17 protein-coding genes and 1 pseudogene are annotated in these 18,521 nt (G+C 36.0%); 14 read left to right on the forward strand and 4 right to left on the reverse strand.

The features are described from left to right. Positions 1-10 precede the first annotated feature (10 nt). The 12 genes from R2J37_RS07590 (at position 11) to R2J37_RS07645 (ending at position 14,401) form a co-directional block, all read left to right on the forward strand. Positions 11-931 carry a transketolase family protein gene (locus tag R2J37_RS07590; RefSeq protein WP_316266959.1) on the forward strand — a complete coding sequence of 307 codons (921 nt, stop codon included), beginning with the start codon at positions 11-13 and terminating at the stop codon, positions 929-931. 43 nt (positions 932-974) lie between these two features. Beyond that, on the forward strand, positions 975-1,856 hold the full coding sequence (locus R2J37_RS07595; protein ID WP_316266961.1) for a glycosyltransferase: 882 nt from the start codon (positions 975-977) through the stop codon (positions 1,854-1,856). A gap of 13 nt (positions 1,857-1,869) precedes the next feature. Further along, positions 1,870-2,958 carry a glycosyltransferase WbsX family protein gene (locus tag R2J37_RS07600; RefSeq protein WP_316264335.1) on the forward strand — a complete coding sequence of 363 codons (1,089 nt, stop codon included), beginning with the start codon at positions 1,870-1,872 and terminating at the stop codon, positions 2,956-2,958. Beyond that, a complete protein-coding gene (locus R2J37_RS07605) occupies positions 2,939-4,153 on the forward strand; it encodes an O-antigen ligase family protein (RefSeq protein ID WP_316264337.1) in 1,215 nt (404 codons plus the stop codon). Before R2J37_RS07600 ends, R2J37_RS07605 begins: the two co-directional genes overlap by 20 nt. After that, positions 4,153-5,181 carry a glycosyltransferase family 2 protein gene (locus R2J37_RS07610; RefSeq protein WP_316264339.1) on the forward strand — a complete coding sequence of 343 codons (1,029 nt, stop codon included), beginning with the start codon at positions 4,153-4,155 and terminating at the stop codon, positions 5,179-5,181. Before R2J37_RS07605 ends, R2J37_RS07610 begins: the two co-directional genes overlap by 1 nt. 42 nt (positions 5,182-5,223) lie before the next feature. Beyond that, a complete protein-coding gene (locus R2J37_RS07615) occupies positions 5,224-6,657 on the forward strand; it encodes a lipopolysaccharide biosynthesis protein (protein WP_316264341.1) in 1,434 nt (477 codons plus the stop codon). 61 nt (positions 6,658-6,718) lie between these two features. After that, on the forward strand, positions 6,719-7,414 hold the full coding sequence (locus R2J37_RS07620; protein WP_316264343.1) for a CatB-related O-acetyltransferase: 696 nt from the start codon (positions 6,719-6,721) through the stop codon (positions 7,412-7,414). A gap of 178 nt (positions 7,415-7,592) precedes the next feature. Beyond that, positions 7,593-9,155, forward strand: a complete 1,563-nt coding sequence (locus R2J37_RS07625) for a hypothetical protein (protein WP_316264345.1) — start codon at positions 7,593-7,595, stop codon at positions 9,153-9,155. 29 nt (positions 9,156-9,184) lie between these two features. Further along, entirely contained in the window at positions 9,185-10,783 is a 1,599-nt protein-coding gene (locus R2J37_RS07630) for a cytidylyltransferase domain-containing protein (RefSeq protein ID WP_316264347.1), read from the forward strand. 17 nt (positions 10,784-10,800) lie between these two features. After that, entirely contained in the window at positions 10,801-11,838 is a 1,038-nt protein-coding gene (locus R2J37_RS07635) for an N-acetylneuraminate synthase family protein (RefSeq protein WP_316264348.1), read from the forward strand. A gap of 572 nt (positions 11,839-12,410) precedes the next feature. Next, the gene (locus tag R2J37_RS07640) at positions 12,411-13,379 is read left to right on the forward strand and encodes an IS3 family transposase (RefSeq protein WP_316264350.1); all 969 of its coding nucleotides are present in this window, start codon (positions 12,411-12,413) and stop codon (positions 13,377-13,379) included. Positions 13,380-13,855: 476 nt separating this feature from the next. Continuing rightward, entirely contained in the window at positions 13,856-14,401 is a 546-nt protein-coding gene (locus R2J37_RS07645; protein ID WP_316264351.1) for a hypothetical protein, read from the forward strand. Positions 14,402-14,438: 37 nt separating this feature from the next. On the opposite strand, the gene istB is transcribed toward R2J37_RS07645, so the two are convergent. The 3 genes from istB to tnpA all read right to left on the reverse strand — a co-directional run bounded on the left by istB (position 14,439) and on the right by tnpA (position 17,221). Then, the gene (gene istB, locus R2J37_RS07650; RefSeq protein WP_316264353.1) at positions 14,439-15,242 is read right to left on the reverse strand and encodes an IS21-like element helper ATPase IstB; all 804 of its coding nucleotides are present in this window, start codon (positions 15,240-15,242) and stop codon (positions 14,439-14,441) included. After that, positions 15,239-16,813 (reverse strand): Mu transposase domain-containing protein, encoded by a 1,575-nt coding sequence (locus R2J37_RS07655; RefSeq protein WP_316264354.1) that lies wholly within the window; start codon positions 16,811-16,813, stop codon positions 15,239-15,241. The genes istB and R2J37_RS07655 overlap by 4 nt, the downstream gene beginning before the upstream one ends. Before the next feature lie 180 nt (positions 16,814-16,993). Further along, the gene (gene tnpA, locus R2J37_RS07660) at positions 16,994-17,221 is read right to left on the reverse strand and encodes an IS66 family insertion sequence element accessory protein TnpA (RefSeq protein WP_331490042.1); all 228 of its coding nucleotides are present in this window, start codon (positions 17,219-17,221) and stop codon (positions 16,994-16,996) included. A 93-nt stretch (positions 17,222-17,314) separates the two neighbouring features. Between tnpA and R2J37_RS07665 the strand changes: the two are divergent. After that, positions 17,315-17,632: pseudogene (locus R2J37_RS07665) on the forward strand (IS66 family transposase); the annotation flags it as partial. Between the two features lie 68 nt (positions 17,633-17,700). On the opposite strand, the gene R2J37_RS07670 reads toward R2J37_RS07665, so the two are convergent. After that, positions 17,701-18,009, reverse strand: coding sequence for a hypothetical protein (locus R2J37_RS07670; RefSeq protein ID WP_316264356.1), 309 nt, complete (start codon positions 18,007-18,009; stop codon positions 17,701-17,703). Positions 18,010-18,126: 117 nt separating this feature from the next. Here R2J37_RS07670 and R2J37_RS07675 point away from each other — a divergent pair, with 117 nt between their 5' ends. Further along, positions 18,127-18,483, forward strand: a complete 357-nt coding sequence (locus tag R2J37_RS07675; RefSeq protein ID WP_316264357.1) for a phage holin family protein — start codon at positions 18,127-18,129, stop codon at positions 18,481-18,483. Positions 18,484-18,521 lie beyond the last annotated feature (38 nt).

An 18,521-nucleotide genomic window follows, 5' to 3' on the forward strand; every position in this document is an offset into this window, starting at 1 on the left:
TAGGCAAGAAATGAGGGACACATTTGTCAGAACACTAATTGAGTTAGCTAAAGAAGATAAAGATATTGAACTGATAACGGGTGATCTTGGATTTGGAGTTCTAAAACCTTTCTGGGAACAGTGCCCAGATCAGTTTACTAATGCAGGAATTGCAGAACAGAATATGACAACTGTAGCGGCAGGAATGGCACTGGAAGGGAAAACAGTATTTACCTATAGTATTGGGAATTTTCCGACCTTGCGTTGCTTGGAGCAGATTAGGAATGACTGTGCGTATCATAACGCAAATGTAAAAATTGTCTGTGTCGGTGGTGGATTTGTATATGGTTCTCTTGGGATGAGCCACCAGGCCACGGAAGATTTGGCGATTATGAGGGCTTTGCCTGATGTTGTTGTTATGGCTCCGGCCGATTTGGTAGAAGCAGAGGAATGCACAAAAGCATTAGTCAAGTATCCTGGCACTGCCTATTTGAGACTTGGGCGAGGTGGCGAGAAAAGAATTCATGAGAAAATTGATTGTTTTCAGATTGGTAAGGCCGTTAAAGTAAAAAATGGTGAAAGAGTTGCCATTTTTTCGACAGGAGCGATATTTGAAGAGATAGAGAAGGCTTATGAACTTCTTGTTAATGAAGGATACTATCCAGCAGTCTATACTTTCCCTACAGTAAAGCCTATTGATAAAGAAGTGATTCAGAAATGTGCATTAGATTTTGATTTAATTGTTACTTGTGAAGAACATAACATAGTCGGGGGATTTGGGTCAGCCGTTGCTGAGGTGATGGCTGAGATGAAGCAGAAAAAAGCCACTCTTTTAAGAATCGGAATTGATGATGAATACTCTGTTAGTGTAGGAAATCAAAACTATCTCAGAGGACAATATGGAATAAATGCCAATGGAATTGAAAAACGAATAAAAAAAGCATTAGCATAAATTAAGGGGTAGAATATAAGACATGTATAAGGTGAAAGTATTAATGTCTACATATAATGGAGAAAAATATTTAGGTGAACAGCTTGAAAGCATATTTAAGCAAATAGATGTAGAAGTAAGTTTATTAGTTCGAGATGATGGATCAACAGATAAAACGTTGGACATTTTAAATGAATGGGCTGAAAATCATGAAATAATAATTGTTAAAGGAAAAAATTTAGGCTATGCCCATAGTTTTATGGCCCTTTTAAATAGCGCATCAGGAGCTGACTATTATGCTTTTGCAGATCAAGACGATGTATGGTTACCTAAAAAACTAATAACTGCAATAGATTGTATGAATTCAGGTAATGAGAAGAATCACTTATATATGTCACAAGCAATTATAGTAGATGATAGATTGTATCCTATCAAGGTCAAATTTCATAAGAGATATATTACCCTTGATAGACTTATAGCACATAATTTTGCAATAGGTTGCACTATGGTTTTTGATGATTATCTTCACGGTATTCTTAAAGCGTCACCTGAAAAAATGGAGTTGAGGGCAGGACATGATTATTGGATATCGTGTGTAGCATGTGCAGTGGGGGGGAATATATATTGGGATGAGAATGGATATGTTTTATATAGACAGCATGGAAATAACGCTTCTGGGAAGATTGTTTCAATTAGGCAAGCTTTTCGTGCCATAAAAAAAATACTCTATAAATGGAAGCACGTGCGCGAAAATATTGCAAAAAAAATATTGATAAATTATTCGGAATATATTTCTAATGATGATAAAAGGATATTAAAAATTGCGGCTTATTATCGGGATAATTTTCAAACATATTTAAGATTTTTGCTATCAAAAAAGTTTTTATCCAACTATTTTATTGCAGATGTCGTGACGAAAATTTCCATTCTGATATGCGCATTTTAACGAGGTGAAGTTAATGAAAGTTTTAGCAATGTATCTACCACAATATCATCGAATGAAAGAGAATGATGAGTGGTGGGGCGAAGGATATACAGAGTGGACAGCAGTAAAATCCGCAAAGCCATGCTATAGGGGGCATAAACAACCAAATGTACCACTTAAAAAATTTTATTATAACTTAGCTGAAGAAGATGGATCTACATGGGCTGAACAAGCACAATTAGCTAGAGAATATGGGATATACGGATTTTGTATCTATCACTATTGGTTTAAGACAGGTCAGCAATTGATGGAAAAACCTATGGAGATATTACTTGATCATCCTGAAATAGATATTAATTATTGCTACTGCTGGGCTAATGAAAATTGGACAAGAACTTGGGATGGAAAATCTAACCATATATTAAGAAAACAAGAATATGGTGATATTGACGAATGGAGAAATCATTTCTACTATTTACTCAAATTTTTCGAGGATCCACGATATATAAAAATTGATAACAAGCCTGTTTTGAACATCTACCATAGTGCCAAGATTCCTTGTTTAGCAGAGATGAAATGTGAGTGGAATAGAATGGCGAGAGAAAATGGATTTAATGGAATATATTTAGTAAGTGGAAATACTTTTTTTACACTTGATAAAAGATACGATCTTATAGATGCTTACTATAATTTTGAACCATTATACACTTTTAAATATAAAAGTCCCTTATGGAATAAGGGGGCATATAAAGCGGCTTCAATTATGAGACATTTATATAATAAGGTCACTGGAAAAACGATTTTAGAGAAAAGAGTTCCATCTAAGAGATTTGTGAAATGGATGGGTAAACCAGATATGCAAAAAGCAAAAATAGTATTTCCTGGGGCTTGTCCAAGATGGGATAATACACCTAGAAAAGGTTATAAAGGAATGGAATATGTCGGGTTAGATTTAGATAGTTTTAGACAACAATTGTGGGCAGCGAAAAAAGAGTATAAAGATTCTGAATTTATTTATATCAATGCATGGAATGAATGGGGAGAAAGTGCATATTTGGAGCCAGACGAGATGATGGAATATTCATTTTTAGAGGTAGTAAGAGATGCATTTAAGAATTCCTAACAGTGAAACATTATATAAAAATTTATATTGGATAATTATAGCGACATTTTTGCTATCTATGTTTTCGAATAGTGTTCCAAGAGTACTAATTAACGGAACTGTAATTTTGGCAATTAGTATAGGAATTATTCGAAAAAATAGTTCAATAATAATAAAAGATCAGATAGTATTATTGACATTTTTGTTGTATTGTGTTGCTTCATTTGTTCTATTTATAATTAACGGTTACCCTAAATATGTTTTATTATCAGCAATTGCAGGATCTTTTCTTCCAATAGTGCTTGCATTTTGTCGTGATACCGACCTATATGAAAGATTTTACAATAATACATTTGTGGCATTAGTAATATCATTTGTCATAAGTTTATTATTACATATAAACACCCCGCAGTTTTATTGCGACTATTTATATAATATGGGGTATACTTCATCAAATAGTATTTTTTGGGCAAAATATTTTTTTCAGGGATTATTTGGAGTTACTTCATTAGGAACACTTTCTACATGTACAGCCTTATTTTATCTTTGTAAACTCTATCAAGATAAAAAAATGAAAACTGCTATAATGATGGGGATATCAATTGTTACGCTTTTTGTAACAACAAGACGCTCTGCAATTGCGGCATTTTTGTTAGGCGCATCTTATATCATTGTATCAAATACTTTTAAAAGATTCATGAAGAAGAAGTACAAGATAAATGTAAAAACTCTCAGTGTGATTTTACTAATTGTAATTATCGGTATTTATGCGGTAATTAAAAATTATGAGAGTATTATAGTAATAATGAGTCGTGTGTCAAATATATCTGGAGCTGTTGGAGAAAGAAGTGACGAATGGCGAAAAAATATACAAAGCTTAAGCGAATTTCAAATTTTTTTTGGGACTGGATTTGGAAGTAGATCTCATACGGCTTTACAGTATGGATTACAAGCAGTTACTGATAGCGGATTTGTTCAATTATTTTGTGAGCTTGGGCTTCTAGGTTTCATTCTTTTTATAGCGTGTATTACCACTATTACTATAAAGTGTATTAGAGTCCCAAATAAAAACTTTTATTATTTATCTTCCATGTTAATAATTTTTGTATATTTGCTTCAAGCTATAGGTTCTAACGTTTTTGAATTTCAAGTGACATCCCCCCTATTCTGGGTTTCATTAGGATATTGCATTAACAAAAAAGGTAGGATGAATTGATGAATAAGAAAAAGAAAGTATCGATAATTATACCTGTGTATAAGGTTGAAAAGTATTTAGTTAGATGTCTGAATTCAATAATTAGTCAAACATATGGGAATTTAGAAATAATACTTATTGATGATGGTTCGCCAGATAATTGCCCCAGAATATGCGATGCTTTTATGGAGAAAGATAAAAGAATAGTAGTAATACATCAAGAGAATCGAGGACTCTCATCGGCGAGAAATAGTGGACTAAAAATTTGTACTGGTGAATATATAGCATTTTTTGATAGTGACGATTTTGTCAATGTTAATGCAATTAAGAGATGGGTTGAATTACTTGAAAGCACAGAGGCAGATTTAGTGGTCGGAAATATTGAAAAATTCTATGGAACTAAGGATTCAGATGAAATCATAAAAAGTCGGCCTGATGGTAAGAAGTACTTTGTAAAAAGATCAGAGGACTTATTAAAGGCAATGTTTCTGAGCAATTGTGATTTGTGCGTTGCATGGGGAAAACTGTATCGCAAAGAGTTATTAGCAGGTATTTACTTTAGGGAAGACGTTTTTTTTGCTGAGGATATGTTTGTCTCACATATATTATTCGATAGATCAAATAAAATAATTGTTGATCAATTTACCGGGGTCTATTATAGCCAAGAGGGGACGAGTTTAGTCAGGTCCTCTTTTAATATTAGGAAATTAGATATGCTTTATGCGTCAGATGAATGGCTTGAATTTGTTAAGAATAAATATCCAAATTTGATTGAGGCTGCTTTTTATAGAAATATCGTTATTACATGTAATATGTTTGGCGATGTGGTTTACTGGAATAACTCTAAAGCAGAATCAATACTCAATATACTTTCCAATAAGGTAACTAATAATTGGGAATCGATAAAAACCAATCAATATTTTTCGTTTAAAGATATATTTAAAGCATATATGGTTAAAATGAATTGGATAAAAACTATGAAAATATACAAAACTGTCCGTTTAAAAATAGCACAATTGCAGAGAAAATTGCAAGATATAAAAGTATAATGTGCCATAGAAATGCTTAACATGCTCTAAGGAGAATTATATATGAGTATTGATACAGTATCACATAAAACAAAATTAATGGTTAAGTCCATAGCTTGGTATACAATTTCTAATGTATTACTTCGATCTGTGAGCCTGATTACTTCTCCTATATTTACAAGACTATTAAGCACCTCAGATTACGGGATTGTTAGTAACTTTCAAACGTGGACACAGCTTATTGGTTGTATTACCGGTCTTGGTCTTGGTACTGCAATAATCCGTGGTAAAGTTGAATTTGGAGAGGATTTTAAAGAGTTTTTATCTAGTGTTCAGACACTTGGCTTTATATCAGCCATATCTGCTCTTATAATTTGTCTCCCCTTTTTAAGAGAACTTTCCCAGTTTATGGTATTAGATCAATTTTGCATAATTTTTATGTTGATATATCTAGTATTTTCCCCGTCTGTCACTTTTATGCAAATAAATTATAGATTTGAATATAAGTATAAGAAAAATATCCTAATTGCGGTTTTTAATACATTAGGGAATGTTGTTTGCTCGATTACTTTAATTTTAATGTGGACAGATAAAAGATATTTTGGGCGTATTATTGGAACATCAATTCCGATGCTTTTACTTGGAATAGTATTTTTCGTTAAAATATTTCATGATGGAAAAATTTTTTACAACAAAGGATATTGGAAATATGCACTCCGCCTTGGGTTACTAATAATACCGCATTCTCTTGCAATGATAGCTCTGGGACAGATAGATAGAATTATGATTATTCGTATGTGTGGAGAATCAGAGGCAGGAATTTACAGTTTTGGATATGCTTACGCTATTGTTATTGGAATGCTTACTAATGCTATCAATGAGGGAATTCAACCTGAAATATATGATTTGATTCAAAAAAAAGCCTATAAAAATCTTAATATTATGACTAGAAATATTTGTTTAATCGTTTCTGCCATAGGTTTTGCGATGATACTTTTTGGTCCGGAAGCATTAAAAATATTAGGGACAGAGTCATATTACGAAGCGAGATGGGTGATTTTTCCTATTGTTATCGGATCTATTTTTCAACTTATGTATCAAAATTATGCTTGTGTAGAGATATATGCGAAAGACACAAAGATTATAGCAATAGGTTCTATATTGGCGGCCTTAATTGATATAGTATTAAATTATATTTTTATTCCTATATACGGCTATTTTGTTGCGGGATACACAACTCTAGCAGGATATTTTTTCTTGATGATTTTTCATTTTTGGGGTGCTAGAAAGGTAATGAATGGAGAAAAGATATTTATTGGAAGCGACGTTGTTGTATTAAGCGTGATTTTGATTATGGGCGGTATGTTTTGTAATTTGTGCTATTTTCTAGAGGATTACGTGCGTTATCTGGTTTTGGTATTAGTAATTTTTGTGGCTATTTGGAAAGGAGAGGCGTTTGTAAGTAAATACTTTGGGAAAACGAAAAATTGTAAATGATAGTACAATGCCGTTAAAAGTAAAATCACAAATATCGTTTGATATAGAGAGGGATGTGCTTATGATAATAAAAAATGAATTAAAACGGTTCTTGTTGAAGAAAAAAAATATTGAGATAGATTATAATACACGAATGAATTTTAATGTTAAGGCTTCGCAGAAGGGGCCAGTAAATAGGCTAGTCAATTTTCATGGACAAATTACTAGAATGGGATGTGGTTGCTTTTTGGAGAATGTGTACGCTTACGGTAATATTGAACTGGGAGATTTTGTTTCGATTTCTGGACCGGGTACTATCCTACACGCAGAAATCGGTAAGATAAAGATTGGAAGTTTCTCTTCTATAGCAGCGAATGTAAGTATACAGGAATTTAATCATCATTTGAACAGACCAACGACGTATGCCATTCATCATAATGTGTTTCATGAAAAATTTGATAAAGATTGCACTTCAAAAGGAGATATTATTCTTGGAGAAGATGTATGGATAGGATCAAATACAGTGATTCTCTCTGGTGTATCTATTGGAAGAGGTGCAGTAGTTGGAGCAGGTAGTGTTATTACATCAAGCATTCCTCCTTATGCAATTGTAGTAGGCAATCCAGCGAAAGTAATCAAATACCGTTTTAATGAGGAACAAATTAATGCGTTGAATATGACTAAATGGTGGACATGGAATGAGGAAAAATTGAAAAGAAATCAAGGCTTTTTTGAAAAAAATATAGCAGATAATGAGATATATGTGGTTAGTAAATAAAGAAATATTATTATTGTGCTAAGAAATCTAAGTATGTTCACTTTGTTTTATAAGAAATTTTTTCGGATTATTAAATGAATGATTGTTTCATATGAGATTGAAATCTTGTTGTGATCTTATTAGATATTAAAATAATTCAGAAAGAAGTTGATTTGTTAAATAAAGTAGGAGGGAGCAGATGAATAATAAGAAAATATTGATGGTAGGAAAGGAAACATTTACATACCCGTTTTATTTTTTGTCTAAGAGGTGGAAAGATAATAACAATCAGCTTGCAATGTTGTGGATTAATCCAATAGAAACAGAGTATGATGAATGTGATATAAATTCTTCAACGTACTATGCGTTTGAAAGGCTTGGATATATAAAAAATTATACTTTAAATTGGGCAGCGGATTTATATACTAAAAATCTTAATACTCCTAATGTTGATTATAATTATTTGAAATATGTTGAAGAAAAGTATACACACTTTAAGAACTTGAACTGTCAATTAATTTCAGATCAAAAAATGACGGGACATTATCATTTTAGAACAATGTGTGTTCCTCTAACATATGAACAACAACTACTATGGATTCAGCTTGTTTATCAGAATATCGAAAGGGTCTTAGATGAATTTAAACCAGATGTAATCTTTGACTGTGATATTGCGGAACTTGCGAGGACTGTGCTAAATGAAGTGGCTTATGAAAAAAATATACCATATGTTTCGATAGCATATCCGAGATATGAAATGTATAAGATTCCCAGTTATTGTTTAAGTATTAAGAGTGATGAATATTTTGTGAAAGAATATCAAAAGTGCTTAAAAACTGATAACGAAGAGGAAAAAAGATATATCTATCAATATAGAAATAGTGTATCTATTAAAAATAAAATGTATTTGGGAGTAAATAATCCTACATATCAGTACAATGCGGATCCATTAATGAAAACTATTAAAGCAATCTATGAAAGAGCTATTTATTTTTTAAAACAAGATTTGTCAAAGAATAATCGACTGTTAAAGAAGAAAAATCCTATTTTATTTGATAGCAGTAAAAAGTACATGTGTTTTTGGATTAAATATCAGCTTTTTAGAAGAAAACTTATGAGAAGCACAACTTTTTTTGATACACCCGTTGAGGGGGAGAATTATATCTATATGCCTCTTCATCTGATTCCAGAATCTACAACTTTTAGTATGGCACCATTTTGGATAAATGAACTATCGGTAATAGAAGCTGTTTCAAAGGCGTTGCCTACAGAATGGTATTTGTATGTCAAAGAACATCAAGCAATGTTGGGAGAAAGAGGGAGAGATTTTTATAATAAGATTAAGAGCATACCTAATGTTAGACTGGTAAAATTTAATTATTATAATGATCCCAAACCATGGATAGAAAAGGCGAGAGCTGTTGTTGCAATAACTGGTACATCAGTTTATGAAGGAGCGTTAATGGGAAAGCCAGGATTTATTTTTGGAGATGTACCGTTTGGTGTTATCAAAGGAATTCAAAGGGTAAAAAATATTGAAGAATTACCGTTACTATTTAAAAATCTTGATTCAGTAGATAATATTAATGAATGTGCGGCATACATACGAGCTGTTAAAAATGTTGGTATGGATATCAACCTAAATTTTATTATTAATGAAGCATATGAGAATCTCGTTCGTAACAAAAAATTAAGTAATAATTTTGATGAGGAGTTAGAAAAACTAAGATTATTTTTTGAAAGAGCAATTAGTTATATTTGAAAAGGCATAGTTGTTGATTGGAGGAGAAAATGAAAATATTAGCTGTTATCCCAGCGAGAGCGGGATCAAAAGGAATTCCAAATAAAAATATCAGAATAATAGGTGGCCATCCATTGATTTACTATTCCATTAAAAATGCATTGAATTCTGAAATGATAACGGACGTGATAGTATCTACAGATTCTCCAGAGGTGAGAATTATTGCAGAACAGATGGGGGCTAGAGTGAGATGGAGAGATTCATTTCTTTGTGGCGATTCAATTACGTTAGATTCAGTTATTTTTGATGCCGTTCCCGAAGAAGACTGGTCTTATATTGTAACAATGCAACCTACTTCACCAACACTTAGTGTTTTGACATTGGATGAGGCAATAAAATATACAATTAAGAATGATTTGGATACAGTGATTTCTGCAATTAATGCACCACGTTTGTCGTGGCGAGAAAAAGATGGTAAAAAAATACCTAATTACACAGAGAGATTAAATAGGCAGTACTTGCCGTCTTGTTATGTGGAAACCGGTGCGTTTGTAGTGTCGAAGGCAACTGTTGTTACACCGAATACGCGAATTGGTAATAAAGTTGACGTGTATGAAGTTCCACAGGATGAGTCCCTAGATGTTGATACATTTGAGGATTTGAGGAGTGTAGCCGCAATATTAGAACGTCAGAAAGTTGCTATTTATGTAAATGGGAATAATAAAAGAGGGATTGGACATATTTATAGAGCTCTTGAAATTGCGGATGAATTCTATGTTAAACCTGATATTTATTATGATATAAATCAAACAGATTCTAAGGTATTTGGAAAAACAACTCACAATCTAATTGCGGTCAATGGAATTGCAGAGTTGTTTGATAAATGCAAAGAAAAAAAATATACAGTTTTTATAAATGATATTCTTACCACCTCTATTGATTATATGATAGGATTGCGTTCAGTATTGCCTAACGCTAAGATTGTAAATTTTGAAGATGATGGAGAGGGTATTATAAAAGCAGATCTTGTATTCAATGCTTTATTCCATGAAAATGAGTATTCACAAGTTTATGCAGGTGAGAAGTACTATATTTCTGGCAAAACATTTATGTTCTATGAGCCGATTACTATTAAAGATAAAGTAGAAAAAGTCTTCGTTTCATTTGGTGGAGCAGATCCCCAGAATTACTCTGATCGAATTCTTAATATGCTAATAAAACCAGAATACAAAAAGTTCCATTTTGTGGTTGTTCTTGGAAGAGCAAAAAATAATGTTGATGCATTATTGAAGTATAATAAATATGACAATATAGACGTCCTTTTTGATGTTACAAATATGCCAGAGCTTATGAGTGGTTGTGATATCGGAATAACATCAAGGGGAAGGACGGGGTATGAACTGGCAATTCTTGGTATTCCATCAATATCGATGGCGCAAAATCAGAGAGAAGAAAAACATGGATTTGTATGTAATGAGAACGGATTCACATATATTGGACTTAATCCAGCAGACGAGATTATTGAAAGTAATTTAAAGATGTATCTTTCTATGTCAAAAGAGAGTAGAACAAGATTTCATGAAAAACTTTTAAGCCACGATTTAAGAGGTGGTCGTAAAAGAGTAATGGGACTTATTAATAGTTTATAAGAAAGTTGAGGTATATTATGAATAAACCATATGTTATAGCTGAAATGGGTGTTAATTTTTATGATACCGCTAGAGAGATGAGGATTTCTGCCCTTGATGCTGCAAAGTTATATATTGATAAAGCAGCAGAAATAGGAATTGATTGCGCAAAATTTCAATCATATAAGGCGGGAACAATTGTTTCAAAGAATTCTCCTGCTTATTGGGATACTACTAAAGAACCTACAAAAACACAGTATGAACTATTTTTGAAGCATGATAAATTTGGAGAGAAAGAGTATAGAGAATTATGTGAATATACACATTCCAAAGGTATGGATTTTACATCTACTCCTTTTGATTATACATCTGCAGACTATTTGGAAGACATGGTTGATTTCTATAAAATTTCTTCTTCTGATCTTTCCAATATCCCATTTATTAAGCATATTGGGAGAAAGGGGAAAGCTGTATATATATCAGTAGGAGCAGCTTATCTATCTGAAGTTGATGTAGCAGTTAGAGCATTAAAGGAAGTAGGGTGTAAAGATATTGTTGTGTTCCATTGTGTCCTTTCTTATCCTACTGATCCTGCAAATGCTAATCTAAGAGTTATTGAGACGTTGAAAAAAGATTTTCCAGATGTAAGAGTTGGATTTTCTGACCATGTTGCGCCTGATGATACTATGATGACATTAGCAACAGCTTATTTGCTTGGGGCAGAAGTTATTGAAAAGCATTTTACGCTTGACAAAACGCTTCCAGGTAATGATCATTATCATGCTGGGGACCCCGAAGATTTTAAAAAAGCAATTACTAATTTCAAATGGATTGACACAGTACTTGGTAGTGCAGAGAAAACAGTATTTGCTTGCGAGACTATACCAAGAAGAGAGGCAAGACGTTCACTTGTTTTGACTAGAAATATGAAAGCCGGAGAGATTATTAAGGAAAAAGATTTAATGCCTAAGAGGCCTGGGACTGGGATTTCACCAGCATATGCTGAAATTGTTATTGGAAGAAAAGTAGTTAAAGACCTTGAAGAAGACACGATTTTGACGTGGGAAATGGTGTGAGATATGAAAGACTTTATTTTAGCCGATGGTTCCATACAAAGTTATATTCAGTTACAATGGTGAGAAGTAAGCGATTACTCTCAATCTGTGATGAGTGGATGGTATATATGCTTTGTCAACAGTAGTGTTGGTAGATATTAAGAAAAGGCATATTATCTAATTACCCTACTGGTCCACTTGGGGGGGGATATTGATTAGTGTTAGGTTATAAATTTGTTCTTCTTTTTTAATGAGGTTTAGCTCTTGATAGATGCAATGATATTTGGCAACAATACTTTTTTATGGGAACCCTAACAAAGGAGATTATAATACCACATCTGATAAGAGTAGACAGCTAAATGAGGACTTAATAAAGTATGATTTAAAAGCTCTTACCCGTAATGGTATGGAGAAACTTTAAGTAATCTGTTCGATAAAAAAGTGGGTGAACGCATCAATTAGACTTCCGAAGAGAAACTCTCATCACCGCAATCCATAGAAAGCATGCAGAATGAACTTCTGTATTTAAGGCAAGAGGTGGAGTTCCTAAAAAAAATTATTATCGCAGACAATTCAAAGAAGAGAGATTAGTCATGGAGACTTCAGAAAATAAATTTGAAATCATCCATGAGACAATTCATAAAGCGGATAATAGATTATCAGTCAAAATGCTCTGTGAAATAGCAGGAGTATCCAGATCCGGTTATTACAACTGGGTACATTCAGCAGAAAAAAGAGCCAAAAAGGAAGAACAAGACAGAGCTGACTTCGAGAGAATATTAGAGGCTTACAGCTTCAGAGGTTATGATAAAGGGGCACAGGGAATCTATATGAGACTGCTGCATATGGAACCGCCCATCATCATGAATGTTAAGAAAATAAGGCGGTTGATGAAGAAATATGGTCTTATGTGTAATGTTAGAAAAGCAAATCCATACAGAAGGATGGCGAATGCAATAAAAACAAATAACGTTGCAGATAATCTTGTGAAGCGAGAGTTTGAAAAGTATGGTCCTAGGAAGATCCTGCTTACAGACATTACATATATTCCATTTGAAGGACGATTCTGCTATTTATCAACGATTATAGATGCATTTACAAAAGAGATTTTATCCTATGTGCTAAGTGAATCGTTAGAAGTGGACTTTGTTCTGGAAACAGTTCATCTGATGATAGAAAAGCATGGAGTATCTCTTACAACAGAAACCATCATACATAGCGACCAAGGCTGTCATTATACAAGCTGCAGTTTTATACAACTGATTAAAGACAAAGGATTAAGGCAATCTATGTCCAGAAGAGGAAATTGTTGGGATAATGCACCACAGGAAAGTTTCTTTGGTCGAATGAAGGATCATATAGGAGATAGGATAAAAGAATGTACAACATACAGAGAGGTTCTTGGTATTATTGATGATTGGATGGATTATTATAACAAGGATCGATATCAATGGGAATTAGCCAAGCTTTCACCCAATGAATACTATAAATACATAACAACAGGAATATATCCGATCAAGGGGAGAAAACCTTCTGCGGATATGGAAGAAGAAGGTAATTAAACATAGTGATATAGCCATCTATTGGTTAGAAAATAAAAATCCCTTCTTCTTAATTTGTCCTTGACAAAGGGTACACTTTACTATCTATGTTCAATCTTGGCATGCCGGTGGAGCAGATTGCAGCAGTAGTGAAAGAAAGCGTTGGCATGGTTCAGAAGTGGATTTCTGAAAGTAAGGCAGTAATATAAGGAAAACTGAGGTTGGACTGTATAGGTCACACTGAAAATAAGGAGTTTAGAGGGGAAGTAAGAGCAGATATTAATTTTCGTAAATCAGGTCTTTACTTTCCCTCTTTTTTGTTCTATAATAAAATTATGTAAATTAATAAAAAGGGCAGATGGAATATGGGAAGGTCGTCTGCCCTTGACGATGAATAGAGATATAGCCTGGAGCAGATTCTTTCGTGATAGCCAATCAGATACAGTAATGACAGATTGTTACTTATTTTCAGCAGCAGAATTGAAAGAGGAGTGAATATGAGAAACACGGGAATCAAGCCAGATGTTATATTTAAAAACTTTTGGAGAGATAACGGACATTTTGCCAGTCTCTTTAACACAGTTGTGTTTGGCGGTAAGACGGTGATCCAGCCGGAGACGCTGAAAGAGCTGGATACAGATGTATCCAATTTCATAAAATTTGGAAAGTACGAAGAAAGTTTGACAAGAACCAGAGATCTTGTGAAAAAGGCAGCTCATGGCACGGACTTTGTGATACTGGGAATTGAGAATCAGCGGAAGATCCATTATGGGATGCCACTGAGAGTTATGATTTATGATGCGCTAAGTTACCTGAAAGAATGTCAGGAAATTGCAGGGGAGCATAAGGAATCTGGTGCTAAGGCGACCGCTGAAGAATTTCTTTCCGGCCTGCATAAAGGGGACCGGCTGCATCCTATTATAACCATTGTGCTCTATTATGCAAATGTCAACCACTTTTTTACATTGTTAGGTAAGATGTTTTTTACACCGTATGGTAAGGAGTTTTTTACATCCCTTAGTAAGCAGATTTTTACATCGTAAGGTAAGCACTTTTTTACTTTACCCGGTAAGCAGTTTTTTACATCCCTGTTTCTCCCTGTGGGTAAAGGTCAGGGTGCTTCAGCCGGTACGATTCCCCGCGGAAAGAGTAACACTTGGCATGGTGCAGGATCCGATCCAGCATTGCAGTGGTAAGTACCGGATCCCCCATCATCTCAGCCCAGTCAACGATCTCTTTGTTGGTGGTAAAGATGATAGAACTGGTTTCATAGGTATCACTGATAAATGTGAAAAATCTGTTTGCCTGTCCGCGGCTGATCGGTGTGTAGCCGATCTCATCAATTATGACAAGCTGTGCTTTCTTGATATTTTTGAGCCGGAATCCGGCTGCACGCTCTGTCTCTGCGGTATCAAGGATCTTGATCAGACTGGTCATCTTCTCAAAACATACAGTATAGCCGCTGTTGACAGCCTGCAGACCAAGGCCACAGGCAACCATGGTCTTGCCGAGGCCCGGAGGCCCCGCAAAGACAAGGTTTCCGCAGTTGTCCAGCCAGGACAGTTCTTTCAAAACGGAGAGCTGTGCGTGGGTGATACCTGACTCCAGCTCTTCCGGATCAAACTCTTCCAGCGGCCGGATATTTGGTGGAAAATGCGCCGCGGAATAGTTACGCTTCCGACGCCGTTCATTCCGCCCTTTGACTTCGGTCTCAAGAACGGCCAGAAGAAATTCCCTGCAGGAGGAGTCCTGCAGATCCGCAGTTTCCAGAAGATCCGGAAGCATGCGCGCCGCGTGCTTTAAGGTAAATGTTTCGAGCAACGCTGTGAGCCGCTGTACAGGGATATGGCCGGTATCCATACTTTTTAAGATTTCACGGTTCATCGAGCAGCAGCCTCCTTCCTTTCTGTGCGTTCCTGAAAGGCTTTTGCATAAACAGAAAGATCCGTGTAGCTGACACTGCCGGATGGAACCTGGGCACGGCAGTCGTCTGTGGTCAGTTCCCGGCCGGCTTTTGCAAGACTGTAAACAACTTTAAACTGTGAGAACTGATACCGGTATTTCTGGCAGCATTCCTTCATCACCTGCGCTACCAGGGATTTATCCGGATTCTCAGAATCAAGGAACTGTTCAATTGCCCGAAGCTGTTTGGAGATATGCCGTGGATTTTCCTTTTTCACACCATTGATGAAGTGCTGGAAGTCATAGCAGTTCCATTTCCCACGGAGACGCTCCATGATCTCGATCCAGTCTCCGGAGTCCTGTTTCCGGTGTTCCGGGAGCTGATTAACACTTCCCTTCCTCTCGCTGAGATTATGGGAACAGATATAGTTCAGCTGGTCATCATAAATGTGGATCTTCCCACTGACAACTTTGAACTGTACCGTTTTGAAAGCATAATCACGTGGAACCGAATACCTGCATGATTTATACAGGACGTAAGGTATTGCCGCGATTTCATAAGTGCGGAATGTATTCGGAGATGTTTCATACACGGATGGAAGAAGAGGCCGCATGGCTGACCTTTCAATGCTGTCGTAGACTGCTTTTGGGACCCGTAAGGTAGAACGGTGGATCCGCTGGTTCTTGCGTTCCAGCCATCCGGGCAGGGAACGCCATACATCATCGATACAGGTGACCTTCCGCGCACTGAAGAAGTTTTTCTTCACGAACCCGACAGAGTTTTCGATAGGTCCCTTGCTTTCCGGATCCGCTTTATTACACACCCAGAGCCGGATATCCTGTTCAGTACAGAAATCTTCAAAGGTCCTGGTCTTGATGACTTCACCATAGGTTTCACTGGCGACAAACACGGCGTCCTGGTCAATGACCAGTTCTTTAGGACGCCCTCCAAGCCTGCAGAAACTACGGTAGATCGCCTTACAGGCCTCTTCCGAGTTATACTTGTGATCCTGTGCATAGACGCATAAAAAACGGCTATAACGCAGCAAAAGGCACATGAAATGGATATGCGTTGTTTTTGAGAGAGTCTCCTCACCGAAGTCAATCAGCATCTGTTCTCCGGGCGGGGTGTCAAAAACATAATCATAGATACGGCGGTGCTCAGGCTCCCTGTTGATCTGTCCGGAATCCTCAAGATAATGGATGTAGTTCCGGAGCGTCTGTTGGTTCCCGGGAAGTTTCTCATAGTCTCCGTTTTCGATGAATTTTTCTTCCAGAACATCGTAAACTGATGACATACAGAACGTTTTTCCGCTGTTTGTTTCAAGGATCCTGATAATCGTACTGCGGAAAGGTTCCGCATCAAAGGTTTTCGGTTTTGCGAGCTTAGCGCCGGGATCATCCGGGAGCACATCCATGTCATAATACTTGCTGATTGTGGGCCGGCTGGGAGGCTTGCGTCCCTGCGCTTCATAGTATCTGATAATATCAGCTTTTGTGTAACCTTGCAGTTTTAAATCCTGTATTTCCTGCATTTTTGTTTTTGTCAGCATAAAGGTCTCCTCTCTTGTGTACTGCTTACAGTATACAAAATCGGATGAACTGCTGACTCCTCCTGTGATAAAACTCGCCGCAGAGGATGTAAAAAAGTTCTTACCGGACGGTGTAAAGAACTTCTTACCAACTCATGTAAAAAACTCCTTACCGCATGATGTAAAAAAGTTCTTACCGCGTCATGTAAAAAACTCCTTACCCTGTGGCTGTAAAATCACCTTACCACGCACAGAATTCCGGGAATTCTCGAAAGCTTCCCTGCGCAGGATCCTCTGCCAGTAGAAGAACTGCTTCACTGAAATCCCATTTGCTTTGCACCAGGCAGTTTTAGACATTCCGCTGTTTATGCATTCATTCATGATTTTGGCCCAGTGCTCCGCACGGACCTGATGTGTGATCTTATCCATAGGGACAACTCCTTTAAAAAACTTGTAGTTTTCTGGAGCTATTATCTCATGGATAGATAAAACTAGCACGGTACTAGTGATTTACCGTGTACGACATATCTGAAGAGATACCTGGACGATGGTCATTTAAGTATCGATAACCTGGCTGCGGAACGTGCATTGAAGAACTTCGCGACAGGAAGAAAAAACTGGCTGTTTGCAAAGAGCATCCGGGGAGCACAGGCCAGTGCAACCGTATACAGCATTACAGAAACGGCCATGTTAAACGGGCTGAAGCCATACCATTATCTTACTCATGTGATGGAGAAGATGAAAGCCCTGGGGCCATTTCCGGAAAAGGCAACTCTTCAGGAACTGCTTCCATGGTCGGACAGCCTGCCGTCCGATTGCTACTGCAAACTCAAAAAGTAAGAAACGATCCTCCCGCAATAGGTGCTGGGGGATTTTCTTATTTTGTCAAGGTACGGATGATTACCTACTTACATATTTTCTAAAAAATCGTCAAGAAGGGAAGGCAGAATTTTAGAAATAAGGAAGCGTTCGAAATACGCTTCTGCATGGTCGATTACTTCTTTTTTACTAGTACCTCGCTGAATTTCAAGCTTTACGTCTCTTTTTCCTTTTAGTAAATAACTGCATTCACCTTTTCCGGCATAATATGGATTGCCATTTTTATCTTTCAAATCTAATGGTTCATAGACACAAGCTAAAAGAATGTTAACTAAATCTTCATTAGTGAGTTTGGTGGCATAAATTAATTCATTTGCAAGTTTTGCAAACGTTAACATACAATCGCTCCTTTCTTGCAACTTTCTGCAACTTCAAGTAAACGACATCTTATCCGACCTAAAATATAATTTGAAATGTAAAAGCAAAAATACTTTATACATGAAAGGAGAACACATATGTCCTATATTAGTAATTGTGGTGTATTTATTGGCATTCTTATTTGGTTTTTAGGTGGCTTAGATAACTTACTATTGTCTCTGATAATTTTTGTTGCTGTTGAGTGTTTAGCGTCCGCCTTATGGTTTCTTTCTTTATACCAGTTTTCGATAAAGTTTATTGTCCGTTGGATTGCAAATAAATGTGCTATATTTTTATTAATAGGCATTGCAAATACAATCGATACTTTCTTGATTCAAAGTGGTGAATCTTTGCGGACAATTGCATTATGGTTTTATATATCCTATGAATGTGCAGATTGCCAGCCTAAACGGACACCTGTGCCATATTCGGCGGACAGTCTGAGACATAATTAGCGGACAAGTAGGGACACATTAACCGGACAATAGATCTT

Origin of the sequence: Claveliimonas bilis, assembly GCF_030296775.1 — a bacterium.
Taxonomy (GTDB): Bacteria; Bacillota; Clostridia; order Lachnospirales; family Lachnospiraceae; genus Claveliimonas; species Claveliimonas bilis.

What these genes read in the sequence shown, in the direction of transcription:
- R2J37_RS07635 (WP_316264348.1), top strand. Translation starts at nt 10,801, where the DNA reads ATGAATAAACCATATGTTATAGCTGAAATGGGTGTTAATTTTTATGAT.
- R2J37_RS07625 (WP_316264345.1), top strand. Translation starts at nt 7,593, where the DNA reads ATGAATAATAAGAAAATATTGATGGTAGGAAAGGAAACATTTACATAC.
- R2J37_RS07595 (WP_316266961.1), top strand. Translation starts at nt 975, where the DNA reads ATGTCTACATATAATGGAGAAAAATATTTAGGTGAACAGCTTGAAAGC.
- R2J37_RS07605 (WP_316264337.1), top strand. Translation starts at nt 2,939, where the DNA reads ATGCATTTAAGAATTCCTAACAGTGAAACATTATATAAAAATTTATAT.
- R2J37_RS07610 (WP_316264339.1), top strand. Translation starts at nt 4,153, where the DNA reads ATGAATAAGAAAAAGAAAGTATCGATAATTATACCTGTGTATAAGGTT.
- R2J37_RS07630 (WP_316264347.1), top strand. Translation starts at nt 9,185, where the DNA reads ATGAAAATATTAGCTGTTATCCCAGCGAGAGCGGGATCAAAAGGAATT.
- tnpA (WP_331490042.1), bottom strand. Translation starts at nt 17,221, where the DNA reads ATGGATAAGATCACACATCAGGTCCGTGCGGAGCACTGGGCCAAAATC.
- istB (WP_316264353.1), bottom strand. Translation starts at nt 15,242, where the DNA reads ATGAACCGTGAAATCTTAAAAAGTATGGATACCGGCCATATCCCTGTA.
- R2J37_RS07590 (WP_316266959.1), top strand. Translation starts at nt 11, where the DNA reads ATGAGGGACACATTTGTCAGAACACTAATTGAGTTAGCTAAAGAAGAT.
- R2J37_RS07600 (WP_316264335.1), top strand. Translation starts at nt 1,870, where the DNA reads ATGAAAGTTTTAGCAATGTATCTACCACAATATCATCGAATGAAAGAG.
- R2J37_RS07615 (WP_316264341.1), top strand. Translation starts at nt 5,224, where the DNA reads ATGAGTATTGATACAGTATCACATAAAACAAAATTAATGGTTAAGTCC.
- R2J37_RS07645 (WP_316264351.1), top strand. Translation starts at nt 13,856, where the DNA reads ATGAGAAACACGGGAATCAAGCCAGATGTTATATTTAAAAACTTTTGG.
- R2J37_RS07640 (WP_316264350.1), top strand. Translation starts at nt 12,411, where the DNA reads ATGGAGACTTCAGAAAATAAATTTGAAATCATCCATGAGACAATTCAT.
- R2J37_RS07655 (WP_316264354.1), bottom strand. Translation starts at nt 16,813, where the DNA reads ATGCTGACAAAAACAAAAATGCAGGAAATACAGGATTTAAAACTGCAA.
- R2J37_RS07670 (WP_316264356.1), bottom strand. Translation starts at nt 18,009, where the DNA reads ATGTTAACGTTTGCAAAACTTGCAAATGAATTAATTTATGCCACCAAA.
- R2J37_RS07620 (WP_316264343.1), top strand. Translation starts at nt 6,719, where the DNA reads ATGATAATAAAAAATGAATTAAAACGGTTCTTGTTGAAGAAAAAAAAT.
- R2J37_RS07675 (WP_316264357.1), top strand. Translation starts at nt 18,127, where the DNA reads ATGTCCTATATTAGTAATTGTGGTGTATTTATTGGCATTCTTATTTGG.